Source organism: Mycobacterium kansasii ATCC 12478, from assembly GCF_000157895.3.
Classification (GTDB): domain Bacteria; phylum Actinomycetota; class Actinomycetes; order Mycobacteriales; family Mycobacteriaceae; genus Mycobacterium; species Mycobacterium kansasii.
The window spans coordinates 5,673,201-5,685,980 of record NC_022663.1 but is presented as its reverse complement, the minus strand read 5'-3'; the positions used below and the strand labels follow the sequence as shown (position 1 = coordinate 5,685,980).

Here is a 12,780-nt window from a genome sequence, read left to right as displayed (position 1 = left end):
TTGTCAGGACGCCGCTCTGGACCCCGCGACCCGTTCGCGAATCCGTTCCGCGAAGGCCGCGGCCCGATCCAGGTCGTGGTGGTCTGGCCGGCCCTTGTTGATCCCGCCGATGTACCCGAACGGCCCCACGGTGTCCAGGCCCCGGCAGGAGAACAATCCGATCACCTCAAAACCCTTGGCAGCAAGCTGTTTTCCCATCGGCTTGTGATAGCTCGTCAGCGGGATCTCGCGGGCACCGCTGGTGAAGAAGGTGAACGCCGCAACGCCGTCGACCTGCGGCAGGCGACGCAAGAATCTCCGTAACCTCGGGTGCACCGCCATGTAGTAGATGCCTGATCCGAAGCCGACAAGGTCGTAGTCGCCGAGTGTGTGCGGATCGACTTGCTCGGGTTCGACTACCTGCGCGTGCAGCACCTCAGCCATCCGGTCGGCGACGCGGCGGGTGTTGCCGTGCGACGTCGACACGCACACGATGAGCGATTTCATCGACCAACTCCTTCCGATACCGAAGCCGGACAGGTCCATGCTGCGCAGCCACCTCGTCGTCGGGTAGGGCGCAAAGGCCCCAGATGGCAGAGGCGTTGTACCCGCCTCAGTCGAATGCGTGGATCACCTGGTAGGCCACATTCAGGATCTGCTTGCGCAGGACCTCATCGAGGGGTAGGTCCCGGAGGGCTGGGATCTGCAGCGTCGTGGTGACCACACCGGGGTCCTCCCGCTCCCAACAGGGATGCAGCTTGCGCACCAACGCGTGAACGGCTTCGTTGTCGGCTAGCACCTGGGCCCAGAAGCGGTCGATGCCATCGGTGCGTGCCGCGATCGCCAGGGCGGTCAGCAGCATCGTCCCGATCCCCCGGCGCTGATACGCGTCGCCGACGGTAACCGCGACCTCGGCCAGGCCGGGGTCGTCCTTGTCCCGAACGAACCGGCCGACCGCGACGACCGGCCCGTCGGCGCCATCGGTCATGACCCAGACGAAATGATCGACATAGTCGACCTCGAACAGGTAGGCCAGCCGCGCATCGTTGAGCTGGTATGACGACATGAAGCGCCGATACAGGGTTTCTCGGGAGAACGTCCCGCTGCTCTGGGACCGTTCGGCATCGCCGGGCAGGACGGGGCGCAACAGCAGATCAGGATGGTCTTCGACGGATACCGGGATCGGAGCGGCGTAGGCCGCCAACCGTTGTCGCGCGGTGCGGACCATTCGCTCGGCGACCGCGGGGATGGCCAACATGGCCTCGAAGGCGTCGTTGTATCCGAGGTAACCGCACACGTCGTCTTTGGCGATCACCGTCGCCGTCCGCATCGTGTGCCGCAACAACGCGATTTCGCCGACGATCAGCCCGGGCGACAGCTCCGTCACCGATATCTGGCCGTCCCGGTCGACGTGCCTGACCTCGACCCGGCCGTCGGTGATGATGGCAAACGATTCCGCCCGGTCACCCTGGCGCATCAAAACCTCGCCCGCCACCGAATGCAGCGGCTTCAGGTGGTCAGCCAACGCTGTGAGCTGCTCCGTCGCGATGTCGGCGAACATCTCCACCGCTGCCAGATCCTGCGGCCGGACCGGGTTCACCCCGGCCCACCCACCAACGCGACCGGCGCTGCTACGCGGTAATCGGTTGCTACGGCGGTCATTTCGCTCATTCCTCGGTTGCCGACATCCTCAACATCCTCCGCATCCTCCACATCCCCAACATCGAAGTACGCTACTCGCCCGGCCCAGCGATGGCCTGGGCCGAAAGACCCTTCCGCGGGGGACTTCGGCGGGTCCGGACAACGACCAAAGCACACCGGCAACGGTGCTCTTGGCCTCTAGGGCCGGGGAGGCGCGCATGGTCAGATCGATACTTACGAGCTGACCAACTCGGGAGAACCGGGAGACCACGATGAACGCAGCGATCTGGCGGCATCACAAGGTCACGACGATCTATCAGGTGACCGACCGCCTGCACGACGGACGTACCGCCCGGGTAACCGCGAACGAGATCACGGCGACGGTGGCGAGCTGGCTGTCGGAATTGGGCGTCCAAACGCCATTGGTCGACGACCTGGCGTGCGCGGTGCGTACCGGTGACTGGCCGACTGCCTATGCCATCGGCGAATGCCTGTCCATTCAGGTGAGCATCGCGGCCTGAACCCGGCCCGCTGACTCCCGAAGGGACGATTGCCGCTGCCTGGATGACTTTGGTCCCTATACCTGCCCCGGCAACCGCACAAGCATCGGATGTGTCAAGGCGCAACAGAAGCGCGCAACAGAAGAGATCGTCATGCACCACTTCGCTAACCAATCACTATTGATTCCGTTGGGCGAGAAGGGATTTGAGTCATGAATACCGCACTCGCCTCACTGGAGAGGCCCGATTTCTCCAAGATCGAGAGCCGGCCGGCGTCGGTGGCGAGGATGTTCCTCGACCGGGTGGCCGCCACGCCCCACGCGGAGGCCTTCCGCTATCCACACGATCACGGCTGGGAGAGCGTCACCTGGGAGCAGGTCGGTGAGCGCGTGCACCACCTCGCCGCGGGGCTGATCTCGCTCGGGATTGCCGCCGAGGACCGGGTCGCACTTGCCAGCTCGACCCGATACGAGTGGGTGCTCACCGACTTCGCGGTGATGTGTGCCGGCGCCGCAACCACCACCGTCTACCCGACGACCATCGCCCCCGACGTCGCCTACATCGTCGCCAATTCCGGCAGCCGGATCGTGGTCGCCGAGGACCAAAAGCAGGTCGACAAGTTGCTCGCGCACCGCGCCGAACTGCCTGCGGTGAGCAAGGTCGTGATCATCGACGGCAACGGTGACGGGGACTGGGTGATCACCCTGGCCGACCTGGAGCAGCTGGGTAAGCAACTGCTGGCCGACTCCCCCAGCGCCGTCGAGGAGCGGGTGGCAGCCGTCGGTCCCGACCAGCTTGCCAGCCTGATCTACACCTCGGGCACCACCGGGCGGCCTAAGGGGGTGCGGCTGACCCACGGGGCCTGGACGTACACCGCCGCGGCCATCGACGCCCTCAACGTGCTCGGCCCCGACGACCTGAACTTCCTGTGGCTGCCGCTGGCCCACGCCTTCGGCAAAGTGATGCTGGCGCTGCCGCTGTCGATCGGGTTCACCACCGCCATCGACGGGCGCGTCGAAAAGATCGTCGACAATCTCGCCGTGCTGCATCCCACCGTCATGGGGGCCGCACCCCGGATCTTCGAAAAAGCCCATGCCCGCATCGAGCAGATGGTCGCCGAGCAAAGCCGGTTCAAGAGAACGGTTTTCGGCTGGTCGATGAGGGTCGGGTTGAGGGTGTCGGCGGCCAGGCAAGCGGGCCGGAAACCGTCGCGGGCCGCGGCACTGGCATACAAACTGGCCGACCGGCTGGTGTTCTCGACCATCCGCGAGCGTTTCGGCGGCCGGATCCGGTTTTTCGTGTCCGCCGCCGCCGCCCTGGACCGCAATGTCGCGCAGTGGTTCGACGCGATCGGCATCACCGTCCTCGAGGGGTACGGGCTGACCGAGACCGCTGCGGCGTCGTTCATCAACCGCCCGCACGCGTATCGGTTCGGCACGGTGGGCTGGCCGTTCCCCGCCACCGAGGTCAAGATCGCCGGCGACGGCGAAATCCTGCTCAGGGGGCCCGGTTTGATGACCTCGTACCACGATTTGCCCGACGCCACCACCGAGGCACTCGACCAGGACGGGTGGTTCCACACCGGCGACATCGGTGAGGTCGACGCCGACGGCTACTTGCGGATCACCGACCGCAAGAAGGACATGTTCAAGACCTCCCAGGGCAAATATGTGGCACCTTCGGCGATCGAGGTGCGGTTCAAGGGTCTGTGCCCGTATGTGGGCGAACTCATCGTCATCGGCGAAGCCAAGCCCTACTGCGTGGCACTGGTCAGCCTGGACCGCGAGGCGATCACCGACTGGGCGGCCAAACATGGTTTGGCCGGCCGATCATTCGCCGAAATCGCCGGCGACGACCGAACGCGCACGCTGATAGCGGGATACATCGACATGCTCAACTCGGAACTGAATCGCTGGGAGCAGATCAAGAAATTCACCATCCTTGATCGCGAGCTCTCCATCGAATCCGGCGACCTGACGCCGAGCATGAAGCTGCGTCGCAAGGTGGTCGTCGACAAGTCCGCCGACCAGATAGCGGCTCTGTACCAAGACTGATCGCCGCATCGGCAACCTGCAGGCAAGCATCACGACGACATAGCGGAGAAGGTGGGCATGCGATCAGAACGCCTCCGATGGCTGGTAAACGCCGAAGGTCCGGTCGCCTCGGTATATTTCGACGATTCTCACGACACCGCCGATGCCGCCGGGCAACTCGAGGCGAAATGGCGGGATATCCGTCGGCATCTCGAGGAGTTGGGGGCAGCCGCGGAACTCGTCGGCAAGCTCGAAGACGCGGTGCTCAACCATCGACCGGCCGTGGGCCGGCGCGGCCGCGCGGTCATCGCGACCAGCGACCAGGTGCTGGTCAACGAGCAACTCCTCAGCCCGCCGCCCATGACGGTGGTCCGCCTGTCCGATTACCCCTATCTGGTGCCGTTGATCGACCGCGAAATGCTGCGGCCCACATACGTGTTCGCCGCGGTGGACCACACCGGGGCCGACGTCCGGCTGTACCGCGGCGACACCTTCAGTTCCACCAGCATCGACGGCGGCGGCTACCCGGTCCACAAGCCGGTCACCGCGGGCTGGAACGGCTACGGCGATCTGCAGCACACGACCGAGGAAGCCATCCGGATGAACTACCGCGCCGTCGCCGACCACCTCACCCGGCTCGTCGACGAAACCGACCCGGAGGTGGTGTTCGTCTGCGGCGAGGTCCGTTCGCGCTCCGACCTGGTTTCGGCATTGCCGCAGCGGGTGGCGCGGCGGGTGTCCCAATTGCATGCCGGAGCCCGCACCAGCGGCATCAGCGAGGACGAGATCCGCGACTTAACGGCAGCGGAGTTCGCCCGGCGGCGATCCGCCGAGCTGGCCGACATTGCGGAACGTTTCCAGGCGCAGCTGGGACGTGGTTCGGGGCTGGCCGCCGAAGGGGTGGCCGCGGTGTGCGCAGCGCTGCGTGACGGCGACGTCGACACGCTGATCATCGGCGGACTGGGCGACACCACAGTGGTTACCGGCGCGGCGCGGACGACGGTCGCTCCCGATGCCGACGCGTTGTCCGAGCTGGGTGAGCCGGTGGCCCGGGTGGTTCGGGCAGACGAGGCATTGCCGTTTGCCGCGATCGCGGTTGACGCGTCGCTGGTGCGCGCCGACGACCGGCTGACTCCCGCCGACGGTGTGGGCGCGCTGCTCCGATATGCCGCGACCGACAGGCTCGCCGGGCAGAGTTCGTAGGGGGCGCTGGCCGCGTTCAGTTAAACCGCCCGGCAGGCTTGACTGTCGTCGCGGCGTCGGTCGCGAAGAACCCCCGTAACGCGTCGGCGATCTGGGCACGAATCGGGGCTCCGGAGACGACCACGTCCACCATGGACAACGACAGGTGCGTGTGTCCTCGAGCCCGCACATGCCGGACGGGAACCTCTGCTGCCGCAAGCGCTTCGGCGTACGCGTCGCCTTCATCGCGCAGCGGGTCGAACTCTGCTGAGACGACGATCGCGGGGGGCAGACCCGACAGATCCGGCGCACGCAGCGGGGCGATCCTCGGGTCATCCCGCACTTCCGGATCGGCATAGTGGTCGAAGAACCAACGCATCAACGGGGCAGTAAGCCCGTAGCCATCGGCATTGTCGAAATACGAGCGTCGGGCCTGATCGGTATCAACGACAGGCGTGATCAACGCCTGGCCGACAATCGCCGGCCAGCCGGTGTCCCTGGCCAATTGGCAGATCACGGCGGCGATGCCGGCACCGGCACTCCACCCGCACACCGCGAGTCGTCCCGGAATGCCACCGAGCTCTTCGGCATGCTCGGCAACCCACCGCACGGCCGCCCAGCCGTCGTCCAGCGCGGCGGGGAAGCGGTGCTCGGGCGCGTGCCGGTAGTTCACCGACACGATGAGCGTGTCGCTGCGCACGCAGAGATCTCGGCACAACGGATCATCGGAAGTCTGGTCGCCGAGAACCCAACCGCCGCCGTGGAAATAGACGACTAAGGGATGTAGGAGGTTTGGCCCCGGACTCGCCGGCCGATACAGGCGGTAGGCCAAGTCGCCGGCAGCACCGGGCAAGGATCCGTCCACGATTTCGCCCACGTCTGGGCCCCATGGACGTGCCACGTTCATTTCGTTCATCAGCGCGCGCGCCTGTTCGGGCGGCAATGACTCCATGGGTGGCAGGTCAAGCAGCGCCATCTGCTCGAGGACCATCTGCACGTCGGGTTGCAGGCGGCGAATCACCCCGTCGTTGCAGTGCGCACCGCCAGGCCCGGACAACGCGAACCCCAGGTATTCGCGGGCCGCCACCTCGTCGCACGCCATCCGGTAGAAGTCGACGCCGGCGGCGTAGGCCATGAAGGTGCGCGGCTTGCCCGGTATGTTGGCGCCGACATACCACGAATTAGCTTGTGGGAAAAGGGTTATCGATGCCGCATCATCGACGTGCCGCATCCAGCCGGCTTCGGCGAGCTTGGTGGGTTCGATCTGGTCGAAGCCGTGGGCGCGCAGATACGTCAAAGCGTCGGCAACGAAATCGAGGTGTTGCTCGATCGACACGGCCATGTTCGAGAGCACCGAGGGGCTGTGTGGGCCCGCGATGAGAAAGAGGTTGGGGAACCCCTCGGTCATCAGGCCGAGGTAGGTGGACGGACCGTGCCGCCATTTGTCCTTCAGCGCGAGTCCGTCCCGGCCGACGATGTCGACCGCCGCCACCGCGCCCGTAATTGCGTCGAAGCCGGTGGCGAACACGATCGTGTCGAACTCGAAAGATTCACCGGCCGTGGCGATTCCGGTCTCGGTGACGCTTACCAACGGCTGGTCTTGCAGATTCACCAGCCGCACGTGGGGCAGGTTGAACGTCGCGTAGTAGTTGGTGTCCAGGCAGAGCCGTTTCGCGCCGACGGGATAGGTCGTGGGACACAGCGCCTCGGCCGTCTGGGGGTCACGAACGATACTGCGAATCTTGCCGCGGATGAACTCGGCAAAGTCGTTGTTGGCCAACGTATTACTCATGACATCGGTATAGAGATTCAGTACTTCCAACAGTTCGCCGCGCTGCCAGGCGCGTTCGTAGCGCTGCCGGCGTTCGTCGGCGGACACCGAGAACGCCGGGGTGCTGGTGCGCTCCAACGGCACTCCTCCGAAGGAGTATTTCGCCGCCTGCCGGTAGGCCGAATCGTCGACCAGCTGGGCGAGCTTGTCCGGGGCGATCGGGCCATTGTGCGCGGGGATCGAAAAGCAGGGCGTGCGCTGGAAGACCACCAGCTGCGCTGCCTGCGCCGCGATCAACGGGATCGATTGGATTCCCGATGACCCGGTGCCGACGACACCGACGCGCTTGCCGGTGAAGTCGACGGGCTCATGCGGCCAGCTACTGGTGAAATACAGCTCTCCGGTGAAGTTTTCGACGCCGGGGATGTCGAGATCCTTGGGTACCGACAAACAGCCCGTCGCCATCACGAGGTAGTGGCAGCCGATCTCGTCGCCGCGATCGGTGCGCACGCGGTAGCCGGACAACGTGTCGTCCCAATGCGCCTGCGTGACCCGGGTACCGAACTGCATGTCGCGACGAAGGTCGTGCTTGTCGGCGACGTGGTTCAGATAGCGCAGGATCTCGGGCTGGGTGGCGTACTTCTCCGACCACTGCCAGTCTTTCGACCAGTCCGCGTCGAAGCTGAACATGTAGTCGACACTGGGGATGTCGACCCGCGCGCCGGGATAGCGGTTCCAGTACCAGGTGCCGCCGAGGTCGTCGCCCGCCTCGAATATGCGCATCGATTGACCCGCGAGCCGAAGACGGTACGCGGCGTACAGACCGGCGAAGCCGGCGCCCACCACAACAACATCCACGTTGGAGATGTGCTCATCAGCCATGTGAATCATCATGACCACTCGAGCGCAGTTTGTTTAGTGGCTGGATCCCCCAATCTCACAGGGGACCGTCAGTCGGCACGGCAGGCCGGCCGCCGCCCGGTGCCGGTGGCGATTGTGCTCGTGAGGACGCTGGTAACCAACATCGGCGAGGGCGACGTCGAAGGCCGGACGGCCGCATCCCGCGCGGTGATCGTGATGCCGTTGAAGGTCCGGGGTTCGTGGGGCGCGGCACGACCACGACGATCGATCACGTGCCGGGCGCCGCGCCAAGGATTGCAGAACAAACCTGACAATTAGGGACCTGTGGCCGTACCGACAACCCATCATGCAATGGACACTCAAAATATGAGGCAGTTCACGGATCGCGTCGACGCCGGCCGGCAATTGTCGCGCCGTCTGGAATTCTTACGGGGCCACCACGTGGTGGTGCTGGGTCTGCCGCGAGGCGGTGTCCCGGTGGCTTTCGAAGTCGCCCGGGCGCTGCACGCTCCCCTCGACGTGCTTTTGGTGCGCAAGCTCGGCGTGCCGGCGCACTCCGAGCTCGCGTTCGGCGCTATCGGGGAAGGCGATGTGCGGGTCATCAACGAAGACGTGGTGCGCGAGGCGCACCTCACCGACCGGGACATAGCCGCCGTGGAGACCACCCAGCGGGCCGAACTGCAGCGCCGAGCGGAACGCTTCCGCGGCGACCACGTCCCGGTTGCGCTCGACGGGCGCATCGCGGTGATCGTCGACGACGGTGTCGCGACCGGAGCCACCGCGCAGGCCGCCTGCCAGGTAGCACGTGCGCAGAGGGCGAGCCGAGTGATCCTGGCCGTTCCCATCGGAGCGACGGACATCGCCCAACGGTTCGCCGGGTACGCCGACGAGGTGGTGTGCCTGGAAACACCGGTGCCTTACTTCGCGGTCGGCCAGGGATACCGCAACTTCACCCAGACCTCCGACGACGAGGTGGTGGCGCTGTTGCGTCGCGCCCGCACCGAATTCGGCGCCGTCAGCGAAGCCGGTGACCCGCCACCGCGCGACGAGGAGGTCCGGGTGACTGCCGGACCGGTGTCGGTGGCCGGGCAGCTGACCATTCCCGAACACCCCGGCGGCGTCGTCGTTTTCGCTCACGGCAGCGGAAGCAGCCGACATAGCCCGCGCAATCGATACGTCGCCGAGGTCCTCAACCGGGCCGGGCTGGCCACCCTGCTGCTCGACCTACTGACACCCGACGAAGAACGCAACCGCGCCAACGTTTTTGACATCGGCTTGCTCGCCCGGCGACTCGTCGACGTCACCGGCTGGCTGGCCGGCCAGCCCGACACCGCTTCACTGCCGGTCGGTTTTTTCGGGGCCAGCACCGGGGCCGGCGCGGCTCTGGTCGCGGCCGCACATCCGGGGGTCAAGGTCGCGGCGGTGGTGTCCCGTGGCGGACGGCCCGATCTAGCGGGCGATGCGCTTCGCGACGTACACACGCCCACCCTGTTGATTGTGGGTGGCCGCGACGAATTGGTCCTCGAACTGAATCGGCAGGCACAGGCGGCGATCCCGGCCGTGTGCGAACTGGCGGTGGTTCCCGGCGCCACTCACCTCTTCGAAGAACCGGGCACCCTGGAACGTGCGGCGACCCTGGCGCGCGACTGGTTCCTCGAGCACCTCGTCAACAGGCCCTAAGGCGGTTGCGCCGGGACGTGAGTGCCCGGCAACTCAGTGGTGCAGGCCCGTGACCGGCTGGTGCGTGCTGGCCTGGATGTCGGCCGACGTCACCGCGAACAGCTGATTCGCCAGATCCGTCAAGGCCCGCGCGATCGCGAGTTCGTCGCCGATCTCGGCCACCGGCTCGTCGGCCGGGTCGAGCCGGGCCAAGCCGACACCGACCAGCGTGTGATCTCCCCAGACCAGTCGCGCCTTGGCCCGGGTTCGTTCGTCGCGTTCCTCGATCAGCACGTCGACATGGCAGGACTTGGCGTTGTTGGCGTTGTTGGCGTTGTCGGTCATCGCCGTCTCCTTAGTGTCTGCAGTCACTATTGATGCGATCACCGCCGAACCTATGACCAGTAGAGGCAAAAGTCACGAGTCGGCGTACCTGCTGGTGCGGTAGGCGATTTCGAGAGTGTCAGCCGGCCGGGGATGCGTCATGCCAGACATGCCAGGTCGGTTTCGATACCGCTGCAGCCGAGGATGAAATGTGCGGCGTGGTTTTCGCAATCAACTCAGCACCGGGCAGCCCGCTGCCGATCTCGGCGAGGCGCGGTTAGGTGCTACGCCGGAGGTAGGAGAACGCGAGATTTCCGGTCGCTTCGCGCGGCCTACTCCGCACGATCAAGCACGAGCGATTCGCGCTTGGGCCCAGCTACGGCCATGACCCGGGCATCGGCACAGTCACTTCGAAATCGATGTTGCCGGTCGTGGTGTTCAAGCCGCGAATGGTGATCGAACTCACCTCTGTGTTCACCAAATCGCTCCCGACGTCCTGGATGGTGGCATCGGCGTAGACGCCCACGTGATTGAAGCTCGGCTGATCCCACCTGATCGAAACTCTGATCGTGTCCTTGCCTGGATTGTCGATCTGAAACTCGCACTTGTACTCTCGGGCCCAATCCGGGTGACTTTCATCTACAACCTTGATCGAGGTCTTCGCCCAGGTCAGTGTCGCGGCCCCAGGATCCGCGCCGGATACCCTGCTGCCGAGCACGGCCATCGCCATGAGCAGCGGAAGAACTCCGAATATCCTCAAGGCACGCTTCTTCATTGAAGTCTCTCTTCCCCCGTTGAGGCGGCTAAGTATCCTGCCGGGCTGGGTTGAGCATCGACCCGACCTGGATGCGGATCAAGGGACCTAGGTCTCTTGAACCGGGGGTACTTCGGCCCGAAGGATCACCACTTTCGAGCCGTCGGCGAGGCTCTCCGAGCGGCGCGACATCCGGCAAGCGAACAACTCCCCATTACGGCTCGCAGCCATGAGGCGAGTCTCGACGAACACCATCCTGTGAGGCACGGAAGTCACGAACCACCGCCCAACGCACGCTCGGCCCGCTGCAGGCTCTGGTCGATCAGCCGGTCGACGGCTCCGAGGTAGGTAGGCGAAGCTTCCGTTCCGGCCAAGTCGGCGATCGCCCGCTGCTCCCCCAGAACATCTGCCGCACTGAGGTTTTGAACCATCCGGGAGGTGTGCACGTCGAGTCCGGCCAGCAGTTCGCCGCATTGGGAGCCCGCGACCACGGTACGCCGGGCCAGGGTCCGTAGGGTGTCCCATTCGACATGCCAAGAGCCATCGGGACGTTCGTCGTTGGCCAGTGCCGCGGCGGTGTGCAGGGTCGCGGCCAAATGCGGCGCGGCCACGGCGGCCCGGCGGATCAGGATGGACAGCACCGGATTACGTTTGTGCGGCATCGACGACGATCCGCCGCGCGGTCCACCCGCCGGTTCGCCCAGTTCGGCGATCTCGGGACGAACCATCGTGATGACGTCGGCGGCGATCCGGCCCCAGCAGTCGGTGCACCCGACCAGAGCGTCAGCGGCGGCGGTGACCGGCGTCCGCGTGGTGTGCCACGGTAGCCGCACCCGAAGCCCCAAAGTGGTTGTGGCACTGCGTATCACACGCTCTGCCAATTCTGCCGGCTCCGCCGTGGCCGTGAGCAGAGAGGCCAATTCGGTCGTTGCCGACCAGGTTCCGACAGCGCCGCCGAACTGAGCCGGGGTGACCAGTGCACCGAGCCGCAGATAGGCGTCCACGACGCCGTTGAGCCAGACCGCGGCCTTGGCCCCGAACGTGGTGGGCGCCGCGTGCTGGGTCAGGGTGCGGGCCACCATCGGTGTGCCCCGATGCGCCCCGGCCAGCGCCGACAGCGTCGTAATCTGTTGCGCCAATTGCGTTATCACGTGGTCGGCGACGGAACGCATTCCCAGCATCAGGCTGGTGTCGAGGACGTCCTGGCTGGTCAGTCCGCGGTGGATCCACGGCGCAACGACCGGCAGCGCGCGATCTCGCAGCAGCGACACCAACCCGATGACCGGGTTCCCGCCGTCTTCGGCGGTGACCGCGAGCAGCTCGCAGTCGTGCTCGCCCACCAGGTGCCGCAGGTCCGCCCCGGCCCGGTCGATGGGCGCCAGTCCGGCGTCGGCCAGTGCCCCCAGCCAGGCGGATTCCACCGCCACCATCGACCGCAGCAGCGACTCGTCGCTCAGGTAGTCGCCGGCCCGCTGGTCGCCGGGCCACAACAGGTTGGTCATCGCATGTCATCTCGGTACGTCAGGAACACGGTTTCAGACGGGCCCTGCAGGTGGATGTCGAAACGGTATCCGAGACGGCCCGAAGCATCGTCGCCGGCGCACAGCAGCGTGGCGCGCCGTGGTGGGTCGACTCGGGCCAACAGCCGATCGGCGTCCAGATCAGGCGACGGCAGGTAGGCGCGGGTGAACAGCCGGTGCAACAAGCCCCGGGCGAAGACGGCGATCACGAAAAATGGCGCCCGGCCGTCGACCGAGCCGGGCGCCACGGTGGTGAACCGGTAATGTCCGTCCGCGTCGGTCGCGGCCCGCCCGAATCCGGTGAACTCAGCCAACCCGGCACCCGCGCGCCGTAACGAGCCGGCCTGTCGTGGAATGCGACCGGCACCGTCGGCCTGCCAGAGTTCGAGCAGGGCGTCGGGAACACCGGCGCCGGCGCCGTCGTAAACCGTGCCGTGTAAGCCGATAGCGTCGGGATGCTCGTCGGCGACCAGCTGGCTGTCGCCCGGATACGACAACGCGATGCCGAAGAACGGCCCGACGGTTTGCCCTGGGGTGCACGCTAATTCAGCCATCG

At 66.0% G+C, this 12,780-nt stretch carries 11 protein-coding genes; 4 read left to right on the top strand and 7 right to left on the bottom strand.

What is annotated here, in order from left to right; translation table 11 throughout:
• Positions 1-3: 3 nt before the first annotated feature.
• Positions 4-486: a flavodoxin family protein gene (locus tag MKAN_RS24710; RefSeq protein ID WP_036391410.1), complete on the bottom strand. Its 483-nt coding sequence runs from the start codon at positions 484-486 to the stop codon at positions 4-6.
• A gap of 106 nt (positions 487-592) precedes the next feature.
• A complete protein-coding gene (locus MKAN_RS24705; protein WP_023372814.1) occupies positions 593-1,579 on the bottom strand; it encodes a GNAT family N-acetyltransferase in 987 nt (328 codons plus the stop codon).
• 313 nt (positions 1,580-1,892) lie between these two features.
• Here MKAN_RS24705 and MKAN_RS24700 point away from each other — a divergent pair, with 313 nt between their 5' ends.
• From MKAN_RS24700 to MKAN_RS24690, 3 genes are all read left to right on the top strand, one after another.
• Positions 1,893-2,141 (top strand): hypothetical protein, encoded by a 249-nt coding sequence (locus MKAN_RS24700; RefSeq protein WP_023372812.1) that lies wholly within the window; start codon positions 1,893-1,895, stop codon positions 2,139-2,141.
• 191 nt (positions 2,142-2,332) lie between these two features.
• Entirely contained in the window at positions 2,333-4,174 is a 1,842-nt protein-coding gene (locus MKAN_RS24695; protein WP_023372810.1) for an AMP-dependent synthetase/ligase, read from the top strand.
• Between the two features lie 57 nt (positions 4,175-4,231).
• Positions 4,232-5,356 carry an Rv2629 family ribosome hibernation factor gene (locus MKAN_RS24690; RefSeq protein WP_023372808.1) on the top strand — a complete coding sequence of 375 codons (1,125 nt, stop codon included), beginning with the start codon at positions 4,232-4,234 and terminating at the stop codon, positions 5,354-5,356.
• Between the two features lie 16 nt (positions 5,357-5,372).
• Here MKAN_RS24690 and MKAN_RS24685 read toward each other — a convergent pair whose 3' ends face one another.
• On the bottom strand, positions 5,373-7,988 hold the full coding sequence (locus MKAN_RS24685; RefSeq protein WP_036392118.1) for a flavin-containing monooxygenase: 2,616 nt from the start codon (positions 7,986-7,988) through the stop codon (positions 5,373-5,375).
• 345 nt (positions 7,989-8,333) lie between these two features.
• On the opposite strand from MKAN_RS24685, the gene MKAN_RS24675 reads away from it, so the two are divergent.
• Positions 8,334-9,647, top strand: coding sequence for a phosphoribosyltransferase (locus tag MKAN_RS24675; protein WP_023372801.1), 1,314 nt, complete (start codon positions 8,334-8,336; stop codon positions 9,645-9,647).
• Positions 9,648-9,680: 33 nt separating this feature from the next.
• Here the strand turns inward: MKAN_RS24675 and MKAN_RS24670 are convergent, their stop codons facing one another.
• From MKAN_RS24670 to pcaG, 4 genes are all read right to left on the bottom strand, one after another.
• Positions 9,681-9,971, bottom strand: coding sequence for a DUF1876 domain-containing protein (locus MKAN_RS24670; RefSeq protein WP_023372799.1), 291 nt, complete (start codon positions 9,969-9,971; stop codon positions 9,681-9,683).
• 355 nt (positions 9,972-10,326) lie between these two features.
• Positions 10,327-10,674 (bottom strand): hypothetical protein, encoded by a 348-nt coding sequence (locus MKAN_RS24665; RefSeq protein ID WP_129111896.1) that lies wholly within the window; start codon positions 10,672-10,674, stop codon positions 10,327-10,329.
• 302 nt (positions 10,675-10,976) lie between these two features.
• Positions 10,977-12,206, bottom strand: a complete 1,230-nt coding sequence (locus MKAN_RS24660; protein ID WP_023372793.1) for a lyase family protein — start codon at positions 12,204-12,206, stop codon at positions 10,977-10,979.
• On the bottom strand, positions 12,203-12,778 hold the full coding sequence (gene pcaG, locus MKAN_RS24655) for a protocatechuate 3,4-dioxygenase subunit alpha (protein ID WP_023372791.1): 576 nt from the start codon (positions 12,776-12,778) through the stop codon (positions 12,203-12,205). The genes MKAN_RS24660 and pcaG overlap by 4 nt, the downstream gene beginning before the upstream one ends.
• Positions 12,779-12,780 lie beyond the last annotated feature (2 nt).

Bases quoted from the DNA above. Each gene is read 5' to 3' on its own strand.
- MKAN_RS24710 (WP_036391410.1), bottom strand. From the start codon at position 486: ATGAAATCGCTCATCGTGTGCGTGTCGACGTCGCACGGCAACACCCGC.
- MKAN_RS24700 (WP_023372812.1), top strand. From the start codon at position 1,893: ATGAACGCAGCGATCTGGCGGCATCACAAGGTCACGACGATCTATCAG.
- MKAN_RS24695 (WP_023372810.1), top strand. From the start codon at position 2,333: ATGAATACCGCACTCGCCTCACTGGAGAGGCCCGATTTCTCCAAGATC.
- MKAN_RS24690 (WP_023372808.1), top strand. From the start codon at position 4,232: ATGCGATCAGAACGCCTCCGATGGCTGGTAAACGCCGAAGGTCCGGTC.
- MKAN_RS24685 (WP_036392118.1), bottom strand. From the start codon at position 7,988: ATGGCTGATGAGCACATCTCCAACGTGGATGTTGTTGTGGTGGGCGCC.
- MKAN_RS24675 (WP_023372801.1), top strand. From the start codon at position 8,334: ATGAGGCAGTTCACGGATCGCGTCGACGCCGGCCGGCAATTGTCGCGC.
- MKAN_RS24670 (WP_023372799.1), bottom strand. From the start codon at position 9,971: ATGACCGACAACGCCAACAACGCCAACAACGCCAAGTCCTGCCATGTC.
- MKAN_RS24665 (WP_129111896.1), bottom strand. From the start codon at position 10,674: ATGGCCGTGCTCGGCAGCAGGGTATCCGGCGCGGATCCTGGGGCCGCG.
- MKAN_RS24660 (WP_023372793.1), bottom strand. From the start codon at position 12,206: ATGACCAACCTGTTGTGGCCCGGCGACCAGCGGGCCGGCGACTACCTG.
- pcaG (WP_023372791.1), bottom strand. From the start codon at position 12,778: ATGGCTGAATTAGCGTGCACCCCAGGGCAAACCGTCGGGCCGTTCTTC.